The sequence below is a fragment of the Zavarzinella sp. genome, assembly GCA_041399155.1.
In the GTDB taxonomy this organism is placed as follows: domain Bacteria; phylum Planctomycetota; class Planctomycetia; order Gemmatales; family Gemmataceae; genus JAWKTI01.
On sequence record JAWKTI010000005.1, the window covers coordinates 352,326 to 368,815 of the forward strand.

Annotated in this window: 14 protein-coding genes; 4 read left to right on the forward strand and 10 right to left on the reverse strand. The window is 48.8% G+C overall.

Annotated elements, in window-relative coordinates:
• Positions 1-114 precede the first annotated feature (114 nt).
• Together R3B84_21920 and R3B84_21925 are read right to left on the reverse strand one after the other, a co-directional pair.
• The gene (locus R3B84_21920; protein MEZ6143232.1) at positions 115-555 is read right to left on the reverse strand and encodes a carboxypeptidase-like regulatory domain-containing protein; all 441 of its coding nucleotides are present in this window, start codon (positions 553-555) and stop codon (positions 115-117) included.
• Between the two features lie 37 nt (positions 556-592).
• On the reverse strand, positions 593-1,585 hold the full coding sequence (locus R3B84_21925; protein ID MEZ6143233.1) for a DUF1559 domain-containing protein: 993 nt from the start codon (positions 1,583-1,585) through the stop codon (positions 593-595).
• A 234-nt stretch (positions 1,586-1,819) separates the two neighbouring features.
• On the opposite strand from R3B84_21925, the gene R3B84_21930 reads away from it, so the two are divergent.
• The gene (locus tag R3B84_21930; GenBank protein MEZ6143234.1) at positions 1,820-2,809 is read left to right on the forward strand and encodes a class I SAM-dependent methyltransferase; all 990 of its coding nucleotides are present in this window, start codon (positions 1,820-1,822) and stop codon (positions 2,807-2,809) included.
• A 17-nt stretch (positions 2,810-2,826) separates the two neighbouring features.
• On the opposite strand, the gene R3B84_21935 is transcribed toward R3B84_21930, so the two are convergent.
• The 7 genes from R3B84_21935 to R3B84_21965 form a co-directional block, all read right to left on the reverse strand.
• Positions 2,827-3,984 (reverse strand): glycosyltransferase family 4 protein, encoded by a 1,158-nt coding sequence (locus tag R3B84_21935; protein ID MEZ6143235.1) that lies wholly within the window; start codon positions 3,982-3,984, stop codon positions 2,827-2,829.
• A gap of 190 nt (positions 3,985-4,174) precedes the next feature.
• Positions 4,175-4,684: a hypothetical protein gene (locus R3B84_21940; GenBank protein ID MEZ6143236.1), complete on the reverse strand. Its 510-nt coding sequence runs from the start codon at positions 4,682-4,684 to the stop codon at positions 4,175-4,177.
• 51 nt (positions 4,685-4,735) lie between these two features.
• Positions 4,736-6,181: an IS66 family transposase gene (locus R3B84_21945; GenBank protein ID MEZ6143237.1), complete on the reverse strand. Its 1,446-nt coding sequence runs from the start codon at positions 6,179-6,181 to the stop codon at positions 4,736-4,738.
• The gene (locus tag R3B84_21950; GenBank protein MEZ6143238.1) at positions 6,181-6,696 is read right to left on the reverse strand and encodes a hypothetical protein; all 516 of its coding nucleotides are present in this window, start codon (positions 6,694-6,696) and stop codon (positions 6,181-6,183) included. The genes R3B84_21945 and R3B84_21950 overlap by 1 nt, the downstream gene beginning before the upstream one ends.
• A gap of 46 nt (positions 6,697-6,742) precedes the next feature.
• A complete protein-coding gene (locus tag R3B84_21955) occupies positions 6,743-8,173 on the reverse strand; it encodes a DUF1501 domain-containing protein (protein ID MEZ6143239.1) in 1,431 nt (476 codons plus the stop codon).
• Between the two features lie 113 nt (positions 8,174-8,286).
• Positions 8,287-9,654: a sigma-54 dependent transcriptional regulator gene (locus R3B84_21960; protein ID MEZ6143240.1), complete on the reverse strand. Its 1,368-nt coding sequence runs from the start codon at positions 9,652-9,654 to the stop codon at positions 8,287-8,289.
• Positions 9,651-11,018: an ATP-binding protein gene (locus R3B84_21965; protein ID MEZ6143241.1), complete on the reverse strand. Its 1,368-nt coding sequence runs from the start codon at positions 11,016-11,018 to the stop codon at positions 9,651-9,653. The genes R3B84_21960 and R3B84_21965 overlap by 4 nt, the downstream gene beginning before the upstream one ends.
• 649 nt (positions 11,019-11,667) lie before the next feature.
• On the opposite strand from R3B84_21965, the gene queF reads away from it, so the two are divergent.
• From queF to R3B84_21980, 3 genes are read left to right on the forward strand one after another with little or no spacing between them, the layout of a single operon-like run.
• On the forward strand, positions 11,668-12,042 hold the full coding sequence (gene queF / locus R3B84_21970) for a preQ(1) synthase (protein MEZ6143242.1): 375 nt from the start codon (positions 11,668-11,670) through the stop codon (positions 12,040-12,042).
• Positions 12,043-12,044: 2 nt separating this feature from the next.
• Complete coding sequence (locus tag R3B84_21975) at positions 12,045-13,175, forward strand: hypothetical protein (GenBank protein MEZ6143243.1); 1,131 nt, start codon at positions 12,045-12,047, stop codon at positions 13,173-13,175.
• A complete protein-coding gene (locus tag R3B84_21980; protein MEZ6143244.1) occupies positions 13,175-13,810 on the forward strand; it encodes a hypothetical protein in 636 nt (211 codons plus the stop codon). Before R3B84_21975 ends, R3B84_21980 begins: the two co-directional genes overlap by 1 nt.
• Positions 13,811-13,819: 9 nt before the next feature.
• Here R3B84_21980 and R3B84_21985 read toward each other — a convergent pair whose 3' ends face one another.
• Positions 13,820-16,468: a bifunctional YncE family protein/alkaline phosphatase family protein gene (locus R3B84_21985; GenBank protein ID MEZ6143245.1), complete on the reverse strand. Its 2,649-nt coding sequence runs from the start codon at positions 16,466-16,468 to the stop codon at positions 13,820-13,822.
• Positions 16,469-16,490 lie beyond the last annotated feature (22 nt).

The window sequence follows — 16,490 nt, forward strand, 5'->3', positions numbered from 1 at the left end:
TAGCAGGACATCACCATACCGCAAGGAAAATGTTGGAGGCCCTGGGTGTAATGTTGTGTGAAAAGACTCCGGCGAATCCACATTCGGTGGGGCAGACTTTCGGATGGGTAATTTTTACTTCTTCACTTTTTCCAGCGCAATCTCGTACTGTTTTTTCTCAGGCGTAATCGTCAATCTCAGTCTGGTTTTTTCCGGATCAAGGTAGTGTGCTGGAATCGTTTCTTTTGCCTGCGATTCAATTGGTGGGACATTTGGGTCTGGCAGGCTGCCATCCGGATTTAATAATCGGCTTACCGTCACTTTGTACTCGCCAGGTGGGATATCATCCTTTCCCTGTTTGGTTGTCAGGTAGAAAACGCCATTTTCATCGCTGTTACCAAATGCACCCACACCTTCTGTGGTGCCCAAAGGAATTAGTTCAATGGTGGCATTCGCCAGCGGGCTGCCATCCATTGTTATTTTGCCTGTTAACTTGTTGCTGTTGCTCGATCCACTGCAACCAAGCAGGAAACAGAATGCCAGCAGACAACAGGTGTTTAATAAAGTCCTGTTCATAAGAATTTTCATCGTATGGGAATTTGAATGGACGTGATTAATCCAGGGTGTAGGTGTTGCCATCTGCCATATACATCATGTTCAACAAGGTGGCGGTGGGAGTGCTTTCACGGACAAAGCGGACAGAACCATCGCCAAAAACAAAGTTAGCACCGCCCGTGTGCAGACTACCTGCCCGCCCCCAACTGCCAAGCCGCCCACGAATGACAGGAATGGTGGCGTTGTAGTACCAGACGTTGATCCCTGCATTGAGATCGATTCCAGTCATTACCCACCCGCGATATCCCCAACTGGCGGTGCGGCCGTTGTACACGTTGTAGGTGGTTTCGCCCATCGCAACAGTATTGCTGAGTCCATCAGTAACCGAGGCCATTGTGGTATTGCTGTTTTCTCCAAACATCGGCCGCGTGTTCGACGCAACCCCACGCCAGTGGTTGCAGGTCAGGGTGGCACGGGTAATGAAATCGTAATTAGTTTTTCGGCCCGCAAAAGACCCACCTGCACCATAGGCGGCACTGGCACCATTCAGCGGATCGCCACTATCAGATGGGCATGAGAGTGTCTTAATAGCCTGATTCATCCGTGCTGCATTGCCATTGGTGGTGGGGTCTCCCAGTAATGTTCCTGTGGTATTTCCCACATAACTGCAGCAATAGCCTGTCTTCTGTGGGCTCATTGCCTGGTTGATGTTCAGACTGTTAAACAGGTTTTCCTGTTCGATATAAGGCAACAAACGAACTAAACCGTTTTCGTTGTAAACTTCGGTGTCCCCGTTATACGGTGCCGCTCCATCGACGCACCAGCCATAGCCACGCCCCGCGTAAGGGAACCGACCGTTGGCGCTTTCATAATTGTGCAGTGCCAGCCCCAATTGTTTCAAATTGTTCATGCAGGACGATCGATTGGCAGCTTCCCGCACTTTTTGTACCGCCGGAAGCAGCAAACCAATCAGAATTGCAATAATTGCGATGACAACAAGTAATTCGATCAGGGTAAACCCGTACCGATGCCGATAATGAACTGGACGCATGATTTTCTCATTAAAAAGTGAAAAAGGTAAAGTGGAGAGATGGTTAAAGCTTATCAGTAGTCGAAAACTGTTGTCAAGCAAAAAATTGTAACAAGCTTTGCCACATTGCATCATCGCTGTATGTGCGAAGAGAAATGAAAAATTCTTCGCAGTTGGTAAAAAGATGTCAATCGATGATGAAAGCGACTTACCGCTTAAAATGAGAATTTATTCATAGTTTTTTAGGAGTTTCTGGTGGCGAATCCCTTCAATGAACAAGGTTGGACGGAACCAAATGGCACCGGCAGGCAGGGGTTCGATTTACTCCGCAGTAAATGGCATGAAGTGCCGTTTCACTCAATGGACCGAATGTATTCCAGACAATTGCTGGAAATTCCCGCAGAACAGTTGAATCAACTTTGGCAAAAAGCACTTGATGAACAACGACTTGGGATGAATTACGATGTGCGCGGCTGGTATTACGAACTCTACCACCAATTCATGTCTGGAAAGAAAATAATCGATTATGGATCGGGTTTAGGGTTCGATGCGATCACTTTTGCAAGCCATGGTGCCCACGTGACTTGCATTGATGTGGTTGAAAATAACCTGAAGGTTATTAAACGATTAGCAGAACATCGCGGGCTGCAAAATCAGATCACCACAATTTATCTTGAAGAGCTTTCTTCGCTAAAACAGTTGAACGATCGTTATGATGTTGTCTGGTGCTGTGGCTCTATGATTCATTCGCCATTTCAATTCACCCGCAACGAATGTCAGATTCTGGCTGACCACTTGAAAATTGGTGGTCGTTGGATTGAATTGGGTTACCCGGAACAACGGTGGCTAAATGAAGGAAAAATGAGTTTTGAAGACTGGGGCGACCGCACCGATGGAACCGCACCCTGGGTAGAATGGAAAGATCTGTCCAAGATTAATCGACTGCTGGAGCCATTTCAGTTTGATATCGTGCTCTACTTCGAGTTCCACCGAAGTGAATTCAACTGGTTTGACCTGATTAAGCGGGACACAACAGGAAACCTTGAAAACTACGCCCAAAAGAAAGCTGTTTTTCAGTATTCCTTACCAGCAGAAACAGAAAATGGCGATGTTCCCGGCGTTGAAAACTATCAAAAGCGAATTCGGGATCTCGAATCGGATCTGGCTGGGATGAAGAACTCCACCAGTTGGAAACTGACAGCGCCACTTAGGGCGATCAGTCGAATGATCAAAGGCGGGAAATAATCTTACGCATCATTATCTTACGTGTAAAATAACTGTTCTGCGTGCCGATGTAATGTCTTCCAATCAAATCGATTTTCAACCCAGGTGCGTCCCAACTGGCCCATTTTAATGAGTTTTTCCGGCTGTTCGAGCAGTTCGGTGAGTTTCTCAGCCAGTAACTCAGGTTGTTCACAATCAACCAGGTCGCCAGATTCTCCCACTTGCATCGTTTCGCGAGTGCCCCCGCTGGCACCGGCCAGGACTGGCTTGCCGCACGCCTGTGCTTCCAGGAGCACCATGCCGAATCCTTCGAAGTCCTTACCAATAGAGCGGTTAGGTAAAACAAACAGATCACATTGCTGGTAGCACTTCAGGAGGTCGGTATCCGGAACCTCGCCCAGAAACCGCACGTGATTTGCCAATTCCAGTTCACGCACCAACACTTGTAAGGTGGGTAATTCTTCGCCTGACCCAGCGATCACTGCCAGAATCTGTGGGAAACGGGGCTTCAACAGTGCGATCGCCCGCAATAAATGGTCGTGGCCTTTCCGTTTTTGCAATCGCCCCACCGTCAGCAGGACGGTGCGGCCAGCCCAATGGTGCTGTTGCCGCCACGCCAGATCAGGTGGAGCAGGCACAAACTTGCAGGCATCCACACCGGGATAGAGCAAATGAACCTTTTCCGATGGCACTGCCCAATCGTTCTGTAACAGTTTCTGGCTATTCTGACTGTTGGCAATTATTTTCCTGGCACTACCAAAAACGCGATTTGTCATCCAGGTCAGTTCGCGGCTGGTCGAAGAGATGCCGATATCTTCGCCATGAACGTAACAAAAATACGGCATGCCACTAAATTTTTTGGCACCCCAGGCAATAAATCCTTCGGGCAGGTTGCGGGCGCAATGCACCACATCGATTTGGTTGTCTTTGGCGATGTGTTTCAGTTGACCCATTAAACGCCAGTAAACGCGAAAATTTGCCCGATTTCTAATCCCACGGGAGGGCATCTCCATCGGCAGGCGAATAATTTTCATTTTCTGATGCGGATCAAATGTTTCAGCACTGGCATCGGTGCTGGTGAGCACCACAATTTGATCGGGAGAAAATCGGGAATAGATTTCCCAGAACCAGCGCCCACTGCCACCGGTTTTGGGTGGGAAAATCTCGCTGAACAGTAAAATCCGTTTCGTACCCACGCACCGCTCCGGGGGAAAGATGCAGTATAGAATACGCCCACCACAAATAGTGGGGAGAATCTTTGATAAAGTGGTTAGAGGAGAATAAAAATGAGAGTTAATTCATTTTTAGGCGAATTGAAGCTAACTGTCCCGTAATCTGCTATGGCAAGAAAAAGGGGATTATTAGCGGATTTGACAGAGTGAAAATTTATACGATCGAATAGAACCGTTCGCTTACTTTCACACGCCATTCAGTAATAATCGAGGTTATTGCCTCTTTTTCATGTTCAAGGTCTTCTGCCTTAGGAAGAGTGTGAGTAAACCAGCGTGATACACCGTTGTCAAAGATACCTCCAGTAATGGAATGTTCTTTTAATATCAAAAGTGGCACACCGAGTGTATAAAGAATGCCTGCTTCTAGTTGATTCCAAGGGGTTGGGAAAAACACAGGGGTTTTAACTTCAGTTTCTTGTGAGGTTCCTGGTTTGTTCCAGCCGCCAGTAACACACAATTGTTCAAAACCAAGTATGACACCTCCACATACATGATGTGCCATCACCATAACTTCATGCAAAGGGCTTTGGGTTGGCCGATGATTTTGACCTAGAGTATAAGGTTCCAAACTAAGTTTTCCTAGTTGTTCAAGGATGAACTTGTAAACATTTTGCTGCTTCTCTGATAGACAATTCGGAGTTGAAACAAATACTGGAAAACGCATATTGATCGCTCTTACCAATTGACAAAAGAAAGGAAAACGGTAACCGTTCACTTATGTTGTTGCAAGTTTCGGTGCAGGTTTGCCTTTCCGGTGTGCGTTGATCGCTTCTTCCAGATAATCTAATACGTTTCTCCCCTGTAGTTTCAATGTTTCACATACCGTCAGGATTCGCTCTGCGAACCGACAGCCACGAGCACTTTGAGAACCAAAGCTGCGTCGCCGCCACAACACAGCGCGACGTTGTACACGCTCCGCATCATTATTCGTTGGCGGAACATGCTCATGGTCGACAAACAGCCATAAACGCCTTTCTACTTTGGCCACCCTCTCGCAAAACCCTGCAACTGTTTGGTCCTTACTACCTTGCCCCTGTTTCAGCAGCGTGCGTACGCGTTCCTTCAACGGTTTCATCCGCTGTTGCAATGTTTGGCGACTTATCTGATGATCTCTCGTAAAAATATGCCATAGCTCAAATATTTCCTTGTGTAATTCAAGCCAGTGATCCACGAGTTTTGTCGCTCGCTTACTTCGTTTGGACAATGCCTCCCAGTTGCGTTTCAAATGTGCCCAACATAATTGATGGCTATCTTCAGGAAGGTTCTTCACATATACCTTCCAGCGATCCGTACTGACAAATCCAGGGAGTGCTTCACCCATAAACGTTTTCAATGCATCAATATTGCGACGTGCATGAATGAGAAATACTACGATATGAATCTTTGCCGCAATCGCTGTCCATAACCAGCGTTTGTGGCCCGCCTCTTTCCAGCCCGTTTCATCAAACCCCTTTACATCAGCGTTTTTAACTTTCTCACGAGCTTCCTCATAAGGTGCGTCCAATGCCGGAATTGCCTCGGCTTCCAGATTGCTGATGGTTCCCAAGGATATGTCTATGCCAAAAATCGTTTTGCAAGTTCGTTCGATTGACCGTTTACTCAATCCATCCTGACCCACCATACATAGCAGAGCAGCTGTCAATCGAGGACCGGTGCAATGGTTGCGGTACTCGGCAGGAATGGTCATCGCCGTTGTGTGTCCACAATCAGCACATTTCCGGGAATGACCTTCATATTGTGTTACGATTAAAGGCTGCTGTGGCAGTTCAACTTGCTGATGAATCCTGGGTTCAGGTAGATTCGGACAGCCAACAAGTGATTTGTGGCAGCGAGAACAGGTTTCTGGCACGAACTTGATAAAGGAGTCCACACTTTCAGGAGGCAAGGGTTTTCGCAGATTTGCCTTGTGACCATGTTGTGCCCCGCGTTTGCGACCAGTCGGCTTTTGGGAAGCTAATTTTTCTTTTTCTGCAGGTTCTTGCTTGTTAGGCGGTTTCAGCTTGTCTTCCAGATCACGAATGCGAGCTTCCAGCGCCAGTATTGTCTTTTGTTGTTGCTGAATAATTTGTTGCTGATCCATCAGCTGTTGTTGCAGCAAATGAACCTGCTTGAGCAATTGCTGGCACCCAGGACATTCGGAATTGAACGACTCGATTTCCATCACCGGATTATAGAAAATGGCTGAAATTTGCGAAAGGCCAATTCCCGAACCGGTGAACGGTTACAAAAGTTCTTGGTGGGGGCAAATCGTTTCATGGTTACTGGCCGGGTACCCTTTGTGGCATTGGTAACAAGCCGTGGGCGATCACCCGACTTCATCACCACAATTGAATCATCGCCTTCCCAGTCCACTGGTAAGTTACCTTCTTTCACGGTACTGAAGTCTTCAAAGTAGACATTGTTTTTGGGAGGGGCTTTCGTGATGGTTTGGCTGGTTGTGGTATTTACGTTGCTACCAGAGTTTCCAGTGACCAGGCCGGTTGTGGTTTTCGACACAACAATCTGCTGTGTTTTCGATTCCGCAACTTGTTGCGTGGTTGAGCCACTGGAAGTAACCGTTGGATTAGCAGGGGACTTCTCTTTCAGAAAGAGGAAATAAATCCCAAATACGGCACCGATGATCGTAGCTATCGATGCAAGGATCGTTAAAATACGATCCGTTTTCTCAAGTCCCATGGCGAAAGCCTCAGATGGTCTGAATTACATACTCTTATGTTTTCCATTAAAGTAAATCTTTCACCACGTGGCCATGAACATCGGTCAGGCGACGATCAATTCCATTTTGCCGCACGGTGAAGCGGGTATGGTCGATGCCAAGCAAATGCAGAATCGTGGCGTGCACATCATAAACTTGGGTGGCCTTTTTCGGCTCCGCTGGCTTGAAGCCCCAGACATCGCTTTCGCCAAATGTGGTGCCGCCTTTGATTCCCCCACCGCACAGCCAGTTGGTGAAACAGAACGGGTTGTGATCTCGCCCTTTGCCACCCTGAGCACAGGGCATGCGGCCAAATTCGGTGGTCCATAGCACGATGGTTTCTTCCAGCAGTCCGGTGCGTTTCAGATCCTGTATGAACGACCGCACCGCGCGTGCCATCCCCAGCCCCAGTGGGCCGTGGTCGCGTGCGATATCTTCATGCGAATCCCAGTTCCGACGTGGGAAACCGTTGTCGCACCCAGACCAGATCTGCACAAACCGCACCCCACGTTCCAGTAGCCGTCGTGCAGTAATGCATTTGCGGGCCAAATGGTCGGTTTCTTCAGCTGTGTTAATCTCTGCGGGCCACGCAGGTGGGGTTTCTTCGATGCCGTAGTGCTTCCAGGTTGATTTCGGCTCTCGCGTTAAATCCAGTGCTTCGGGTGCCGCCAACTGCATCTGTGCAGCCAGTTCATAAGAAGCAATTCGCGATTCCAGCCGACTGTCTTCTGTGCGGGTTTTGGCATGTTCCGCATTCAATTTACTCAACAGATCAATCCCCGCCGTGTTGGCAGCGGGGGTAACAAACTTACCCGTATCGGCTGGTTGAATGTTATCAATTGGCACGCGGTTGCCCGGTCGGATAATGGTGCCTTGATGTTCTGCAGGTAAGAAGGCAGCATCCCAGTTCTTGCTGCCGTTCGATGCAAAGCCACGGTGGTCGGGCAACACCACGAATGTGGGCAATTGCTGATTCAGCGAACCCAGCCCATAGCTGATCCAGCAACCCATGCCCGGAAAGCCAGGAGATTGAAAACCGGTAGCCTGCAGGAATGTGCCCTGACTGTGCACACCCGTTTTGCCCACCAGATTGTGGATGAAGGCCATCTCATCCACCACATCGCCTAACGGTGCTGCAATTTCCGACAGCCACTTGCCTGATTTGCCATACTGGCGGAACTTCCAGGGTGAAGCGAACGTAGACCCGGGGGTGCTTTGAAACAGCTCCACTTTTTCACCCGGATTCCATGGTTTACCGTGGTGTTTTTCCAGCTCTGGCTTGTAGTCGAACAGGTCGACATGGCTGGCAGCACCTGCCATAAATAGTTGAACCACACGCTTGGCTTTGGCGGGATGATGGTTGACTACTTTTCGATCTTCCGCCTGCAGCAGAAATGGCAACACCAGCGAGCCAAAGCCCGCACCGGAAGACTGTAGAAAGTGCCGCCGCGAGAACATGATGATTACCCCTATTCGAATTGTTGGTCATTTTAACACAGAGGAAACAAAAATGCACAAGGAAAAGCGGGGCCTAATCCAATTACACAACGATTTGATTGTTGCAATTTTCTTCAATCTGTGCCTACAATTTCCAATTCATCCATTTTGCGGTAAAGCGAGCTGAGGCTGATATTCATTCGTTTGGCAGCTTCTTTTTTCTCTCCCGCCTGACGCAAAATCCGTTCGATGTGGCGGCGTTCAAATCGCTTCACTGCCATGCTTAAATCATCTACGGAGTTGGGATCGTCGGTCATCGGTGCCAGATCTGGTGGGAGGTCTTCTGGAATGATGAACGGACCATCGCCCAGGATGATCGCACGCTGGATGGCATTATCCAGTTCCCGCACGTTTCCTTTCCACGCACAGGAAATCAACAACCGCATCGCTTCGTGGCTGACACCATTAAAGCGTTTACCCAAAGCGCGATTGTGCTTGGCAATCAAAAACTCCACCAGTTCCGGAATATCTTCCTGACGATCCCGCAGAGGGGGCAGGCTGAGAGTTACCACGTTCAGGCGATAGTACAGATCTTCGCGAAACTTCTTTTCCTCGACTGCTTTGGCCAAATTCTTATTGGTGGCAGCAATGATCCGTGCTTCAACTCGAACTGGTTCATTTGCACCTACCGGGAGGATTTCCTTCAGTTCAATTGCCCGCAACAATTTCCCCTGGGTGGCTAATGGCAAGTCGCCAATTTCATCCAGAAAAACTGTGCCTTCACCCGCATGCACAAACACGCCCAGTTGATCACGATCGGCACCAGTGAAGGAGCCTTTGCGGTGCCCAAAAAGCTGATTTTCCAGCAGGTCATTGGGAATTGCAGCACAGTTCACTGCCAGAAAGCGGTCCAGACCTGATTCGCGGTGAATGTAACGTGCCAGGACTTCCTTGCCAGACCCACTTTCCCCCTGAATGAGCACCGTTGAAGGTGTGCGGGCGACTTTTGCTGCCAGTTCGAACACTTTTCGCATATCCGGGCTTTTGCCAATCACAGCATCTGCCTGATCGGTTTCCACTCGGTGCAGTTCTCTGCGTAAAAACTGATTTTCACGGTGCAGGTCCTGCAAATGCAACAATCGCTTGATTTTATTCAGCACCTCATCCAGCAGGATCGGTTTCATCAGATAATCCTGGGCCCCACGGTGGAATGCTTCTACCGCACTTTCCACAGTGGCATAGGCTGTAATCAGGATTACAAATGTTTCCGGGCTGATCTTGGTGATCCGTTCCAGCGTTTGCACGCCATCAATTCCTGGCAGGTTGACATCGCACAGTACCAGATCGAACAATCGCTTCTGGGCATGCTCCACTGCTTCTTCGCCAGAACCAGCAGTCTGGACGGAAAAACCTTCCTGACTGAGAAATTCTGCCAGATTCTCGCGAATCAGTTGTTCATCATCAACAATAAGGATAGCTGCTCGCTTTGGATTCCTGCTCATTTTCGTTCCTCGGTTTCCGGCACAACAATAGCAACCGCAGGAATGGTTAATTCAAAACGGGTGCCTTCACCTGGTGTCGATGTTACCTGAATGGTACCACCGTGCTCCTGCATAATTTTGCGACAAATAAACAGTCCCAACCCTGTCCCCTGTTTTTTGGTGGTAAAGTACGGCTGAAACAAACGGTGCTGTTCTTCCAGCGGAATACCACACCCATTATCACTTACAGTTAATTGTATGTTTTCGCCTGCCAGGTTCGCTGTCAGGCCAATGTTTCCACCATTCGGAGTAGCATCAATGGCATTCAGCACCAGGTTGAAAATGACCTGTACAAATTGGTCCCGCTGTCCGGAAATTACGGGCAGGTTGGGTGCAATCGTCGCTTCCACATTGCGATTGTTGATGCCACGATAATACTTGGCAATCCCCAGGGCTTCATCCACCACATCCCGTATGGTAAACTGCGTACGTTCCACGGTGGCTGGTCTGCTGAAGTTCATCAACTCCCGCAAAATCCCCTGAATACGAGATAATTGCGTGCCCACCAACTGTAATTTGTCTTTGGTGTAAGGCTCCGGATCTCGTCGTTGCAACATTTGCATAATCGTGGAAATCGCCATGAGCGGATTGCCCACTTCATGGGCGATGCCTGCTGCCAGCAATCCAAAGCCAGCCATTTTTTCCTGGTGCAGTAACTGTGCCTGGGTTTCCTGCAGTTGCCGCGTTCGGTCTTCAATTCGTTGTTCCAGCTCTTCCTGTTGTTCCTGCAGTTCGTTATTCAGATTCCGCAGGTGGGATTCGATCTGCTTTGTCAGATTGACGAACCCGGAAGCAGCCCACGTCAGCCAGACCAGCACAATTGTCATCAATAGCACCAGAAATGCATTCGAAGAGCCCTCTGGCAGGGCCAGATTCAGCACCGCATAACTGAAGCAGTGGAACAGACAGGTCACATATGTAGTGGGCAATGGATGGCGGATTGCGCAGCAGATCAGCGACAACAGATAGTAAAAACGGAACGGGCTGTCTGCGTCCTGTTCAAAGAAACAGAGAATGCCGATGAAAAGTGCCTCCATGGCAGATACCACCAGGGGGTATTCACCAAAGAATACCTTCCCGCGTAGGTGCCAGATGCTGTCCATGATGGTGTAGATGAGCCCCAGTGCCAGAATGGCATCCAGCACGAGGCGATCTTCCACCTTGATGCCAAAATTGACATAGAGAAAGCCCAAAAACAACCCGAACCAGCGGATGCGAAGGGCAATCGCTTCCGCAGCAAGATCCCATCTGGGCATGCTGGTAACAGGCACCGCAGTAAACATAAACTCTCCTTCCGAAACAAGTGCAGCTACCTTAGAATCCATATGGCACCACGAACTCCCAACCGCACTACATAGTTAATATTTCCTTCTGGCGAGGCGAAATGAACACTATTTTGCACAAAATTGCAAAATGGCGGAAAAAAGCTGGAAATGGCGGATCGAAGTGGCTGAAACAGGCACCAAAATGGTGAGCGATCGACGTTCTCTCATCTGATTTTCATAATTTCTTCTGCGTTGAATTTATCCTGGATCACATTTCATTCATTCAGAATAACAACTGTCAATTCACTTATCTGTACACTATATCAATCGATGAAGTGATCGCTATTTTGGAAAAAATGTTCAGAATTTTATGAATTTTTTAAGTGATTAATTTGTAATAACTTACATCGGATATTGATCGCTAATTCGCCTTGAAATTGGCCAGTTTCGGGCATCGCTATCCATCCAAGTGGATATATTATATGCATGGAAATTATTTCATGCTTTGTGCTGATCTTTGATAACTCGAGTTTTTTCTATGTGGTGAGAATGCCAAATCTGCTCCAACTGGCCTTCCAGATTCGATATTTTTTATTCTTTCAGCACATCGAATGGGATTTTTCCCCCACTTGGTAGGAAATCTCGAATCTGGTTTTGTCATCCATTACCGAACTACCTAAAAAAAGTTCAACGGAGTGTGAGAATATTTATGGATCAATTAGTGGTTCCCAGCGTGGAACAGTTGGAGACGTTTCCGAATCCGGTGCCAGGGCGGGAATATCTGATTGAACATGTGTGCCCGGAATTTACCAGTGTCTGCCCCAAGACGGGCCAGCCAGATTTCGGCACAATTGTGTTTACCTATGTGCCGGATAAAACCTGCGTGGAACTGAAATCGCTGAAACTTTACCTGCAGCGATTCCGCAACATCGGGATTTTTTACGAAGCGGTAACGAATCAAATCCTGGATGATTTCGTCCAGGCTTGTAGCCCTTTGCGTGCCACAGTGGTGAGCAAATGGACCCCACGTGGGGGGATGAATTCCACGATTACCTGTGATTACGCCCGCCCAACGGGAGTTTGAACTTGGCCATTCGAATGATTGCACTTGGAATTGTGTTGCTGTGGGTTTCCGGCAGTCGTGCTGGAATTTACCAACCCAGCCAAGGCTTTGATTTCGAATTAAACGACCAGGGATATGCCACACCGATTCAGTTCAACAACGGTTTCGATGGTATCTACAAAGAGCTTCGGGATATCATGCGCCCAGGAAGCCCACTGAATCAGAAATATACACAGCGTGTGCAGGAATTATCTCGGGAACCAATCAGTAAACTGACCTCGGATGAACTGGCAGAACTGACTGCCAGCCTGTTGCGCCTGAACCGCCCAAATGAAGTGCTCAGCAAATTGCAGGTGATCAGTAGAGACCCACGCAAAGGTGATTACCTGGTTTATAACCATATGGCCCACGCGTTTTATATGCGGGGTGCCGATGAACTGATCCACGCCTATCGACACCAGATGATCACCAAAACCCTTCCATTTCCTAAAAAGTTCGGGCGCCTGTCTGAAAAGGAACTGGCCTGGTTGAAGCGGGTGGAACTGGATTACTATCTGCCCTGGATGGGGTATCGTGCTGATGAAGTGCGTCGTTCACCGGGCCTGCGGGACATCTCTAAGGATCAGATTGACCCAATCTTTCCTACTGCTCCCCCACTGAAGAATACCGAACCAGTACAGTTTATCGATGAGAATGGCGGCTATAGTGCTGGTAAGATCGCTCCACAGGAAATGGCAAAATTGCCACCTGATGCCATCGCCATTGTGCAGCAAATGTTGATGTGGCATCCCAGCGATCCCCGGCTGTGCTGGTTGCTGGCAGAACTGTATAACGCCCACGGTCAGGTAGAGACTGCCCTCAAAATGATGGATGATTGTTCCTTCTCTCTTGGTTATCTGAACGATACGATGAAGCAGCACCGCAGGGTATTGCGGGATCATGTGGAGTCACTTTACGCCGAACGTGAAACCCAGCGGAAAGAAGAAGAAGCAAAAAAACAAGCGGAAATCGATGCAGAAAACGCCCGTCTGCTTGCAGAGCGTAGAGAACGGATCTGGATTATTTCCATCGTGATTGGTTTCGGTCTGGTGGTTGCTATTTTTCAAATCCGCGTGATCTACCAGCGTGTACAACGCTGGCGCAGGGCGAATTGATGGGTGCGATTGATCCAAAAATTGCCTCCCAGGCCAAACGCCATCTAGGCAAAGCAGAAGCACGTTGGAAGCCACTGTTCCGTGCTGTCGGTTCATGCACGCTGGAAGCCGACCCAGACTGTTATTCTGTGCTGGTAAAGTCGATCATTTCTCAACAGATTTCGGGTGGTGCAGCACGCACCATTATTGGCCGAGTTCAGACCCTGTGCGGCAAAACTGGCTTCAAGCCCACGAACCTGACGAAGTTAACCGATCAGCAGCTTCGTGATTCGGGTGTGTCTGCCAACAAAACAGTATCGATTCGCCAGTTGACGGAACGGTTTCAATCCAGGCGAAATTACACCCGCTTTCTCAATCAGCTTACAGACGAAGAGGTAATTCAGGAGCTGTTACCTGTGCGAGGGATTGGACGCTGGACTGCTCAGATGTTTCTGATTTTTTCGCTGGGCCGACTGGATGTCTGGCCCACCAACGATCTGGGAGTGCGGGACGGTGTGAAACAACTACTGGAGCAGGAAGAACTGCCCACGTTGCCCCACATGGAAGAATTGTCTCAGCCCTGGCAGCCTTATCGCACCATAGCTGCCTGGTATCTCTGGCGGCTGCGTGACCTGCCGAAACCTCAATCCGAGTAAGTTGGTCCTTTACTCATCGTCATCATCTTCCTGATAACGTGGGTCACGCAGCAAGCCTGCTTTCCTGAAGCCTTTTCCGTGGGCACCCGCAAAATCAGCAGGGTAGGGTGTTTCAATTCCTTTCATCGCGTGCCACAGAATCCGATTCATCTGATCATCATTGACACGGTCCGGTAAAGTAAAATCCTGCTTCAGACTGAGGTCAATCAATTCCTGGAGCCGCGTTGGCATGTTCTTCTTTCGAGGAGGATTCAAATCATCCAGTTTGATGGAAACTGGTAAGCAGGTATAAGGTGTAAAATCTGGTTTTGTCGTAAAGCAATCGGTCATCACCGGTGACAAACTGTCAAACTGGTTCATTGGTGGGCAGCCCAGCATTCGCTCCATCGTATGAATAACGGAGGTCTGGTTGTAAAACTTGCTGACGACAGCATTACGTTTGGTGTAAGGGCTGATGACCATACACACAGAACGATGACCATCCACATGATCCCAGCCATCCTGCGGATCATCTTCAATCACAAAGATACAGGTTTTCGGCCAGAATGGGCTCTTGGTAATTGCCTCAACCACCTGGCCCAGGGCAAGATCGTTATCGGCCATATGTGCCTGCGGTTTTGGCATGCCCGGGGATAAACCAGACGCATGATCCTGCGGCAGATAGATCATGACCAGGTTGTACCATTCTTTCTTCTTTTTCGATTCTTCGAATTCTTTCATGAATTCTGCAGCCCGCACCACATCTGGGATTTTCATATTCCACCCAGGATAATCGGGTGCGGTGTATTTCTTTAAGTGCTCGATCCCCAGCTTGTGGTTGTAACGAATCGCACCTTTCTTTGCCTGAAAGTCATCGTAGATTTCTTTGAATCCTGGTGCTTGCTTGGCGTCTTTGTCTTTCAAAATCACGCTGTCTACCAATTCCCCATAATTCCGGACAGTTTTGCCACGCAGCAGTGCGTTATCCCAGATAAAGCCGCTGGAAGAATAGGTCAGTGGGTCGTCGCCGTAAGTGTAACTGCGGGTAAAGCCACCAAATGCCTTCTCCAGGTGATCGGTGACATTTCCTTCCGTTAACCACGAGTGGCCATCTGCAGAAAGCACACCGTTGCAGTAATAGTTATCCAACAAGACAAACTGTTCTGCCAGTGCGTGATGGTTCGGAGTAATGTTGCGTCCATAAATGCAAAACTTTGGTTCACCATTGCCTTGTTTCAATTCGCCATACACCTGGTCGTAAGTGCGATTTTCCTTGATGATATAAACGATATGTTCGAAAACTGATGGTTCGCCAATTCGTGCTGGCACTGGTACGGGTGGCATATCTGCCCTGGCTTTTTCCATTGCAGCGAGCGCCTGAGGGATTCGGGCATCTTCCAGTACTTGTTTGGTATATTTTGCCAAAGTAGCCGCATCGGGAATCCGCACACGAGAGAGCGTCCCACGGTGCCCATGGCTGTTAAAGCCTTCTTTTTTCTTGACCGGTGTGCGGGAACCTTCGCCTTTGATATTCGCAATCATCAGATTGTTGCCGGATACTGTCACTGCACCTGGAAACCAGCCTGCAGGAATATAGCCCATGACCTTTAAAGGTTCCGGCAGAGCAAAATTAACTTCAATCATTGCCACAGCGTTATTCCCACCATTGGCAGCAAACAAAAGCTTGCCATCGGGCGAAAAACAAAGTGCATTTGTCCCACTGCCGAAAGGCAGGCGGGAATCTGGCCGCACCGTCAGGGTATGGCTTACTTTGGAGTTGTTCAGATCGATGACACTGATCGTATCGGAATTGGCATTTGCCACGCACAGACGGTGTCGATCTGGCGATAACACTAACCCTGCTGGGTGCAGACCCACTGCAATTTCCGTAGTCATTTTCGCCTGTCCAATATCGCAGATGCCAATGGTACCACTGACCGCGATGCCGCGTTCATCAATCAGCGTGGGGGTTCCCGCAGAAGGAGCAGAACGCTCCCCTTTTCGTGGATGCCTGCCACCCCAATTGGATACATACAGTGTCTTTTCATCGGCAGATAACAGAATCGAGTGCGGCGCCACACCCACCGGGATGGCACCAACTACTTCTTTGATTCTCAAATCGACGATTGCAATCGCATTTTCACGAGACAGGCACACATAAGCTTTCGTTTCGTCCTGGTTTAACACAACCCCAGTGGGATAAGTGTTTTTAGGTATGGGCTGTTGTGTTTTCTCATCGCATTTCTTTGGTTCTGGCCTGGGAACATAAACTTCGAAGCTATCCAGCATTACCCAGGTGCCATCATTTTTTCGCAGTGCTGTTTGTAACAAATTGCTCGATGTGGTGGCGTATACTGTTGTCCCGGATTTGCTGATGGTGATGCCATGCATTGAAGCCCCGCCTTTCCCTTTCGGAAATGGGATTTCCTGCTTCAATTTCCATGTGTTGGCATCAACAACAACCAAGCCTCGGTTATCTTTGGCAATTACTTCCGAAAAGGGGGCATTATAAACCAGATCGACAGGTCTCCCAGGAAATGCGACCACATCACCCGCAGGTCGGATTAATTGACCTGTTGTGATCACGATGCCGGGGCCATCAGGCCCGACTTTCGGTTCCTCACAGAGACCCCATCCAGACAACAGTGCCAGGGTGGCACAGATTAAAGCAATTTTCATTTTTTTCCTCGTCACACCTATC

What these genes read in the sequence shown, in the direction of transcription:
- R3B84_21920 (MEZ6143232.1), bottom strand. Translation starts at nt 555, where the DNA reads ATGAACAGGACTTTATTAAACACCTGTTGTCTGCTGGCATTCTGTTTC.
- R3B84_21925 (MEZ6143233.1), bottom strand. Translation starts at nt 1,585, where the DNA reads ATGCGTCCAGTTCATTATCGGCATCGGTACGGGTTTACCCTGATCGAA.
- R3B84_21940 (MEZ6143236.1), bottom strand. Translation starts at nt 4,684, where the DNA reads ATGCGTTTTCCAGTATTTGTTTCAACTCCGAATTGTCTATCAGAGAAG.
- R3B84_21945 (MEZ6143237.1), bottom strand. Translation starts at nt 6,181, where the DNA reads ATGGAAATCGAGTCGTTCAATTCCGAATGTCCTGGGTGCCAGCAATTG.
- R3B84_21950 (MEZ6143238.1), bottom strand. Translation starts at nt 6,696, where the DNA reads ATGGGACTTGAGAAAACGGATCGTATTTTAACGATCCTTGCATCGATA.
- R3B84_21955 (MEZ6143239.1), bottom strand. Translation starts at nt 8,173, where the DNA reads ATGTTCTCGCGGCGGCACTTTCTACAGTCTTCCGGTGCGGGCTTTGGC.
- R3B84_21960 (MEZ6143240.1), bottom strand. Translation starts at nt 9,654, where the DNA reads ATGAGCAGGAATCCAAAGCGAGCAGCTATCCTTATTGTTGATGATGAA.
- R3B84_21965 (MEZ6143241.1), bottom strand. Translation starts at nt 11,018, where the DNA reads ATGGATTCTAAGGTAGCTGCACTTGTTTCGGAAGGAGAGTTTATGTTT.
- queF (MEZ6143242.1), top strand. Translation starts at nt 11,668, where the DNA reads ATGGATCAATTAGTGGTTCCCAGCGTGGAACAGTTGGAGACGTTTCCG.
- R3B84_21980 (MEZ6143244.1), top strand. Translation starts at nt 13,175, where the DNA reads ATGGGTGCGATTGATCCAAAAATTGCCTCCCAGGCCAAACGCCATCTA.
- R3B84_21985 (MEZ6143245.1), bottom strand. Translation starts at nt 16,468, where the DNA reads ATGAAAATTGCTTTAATCTGTGCCACCCTGGCACTGTTGTCTGGATGG.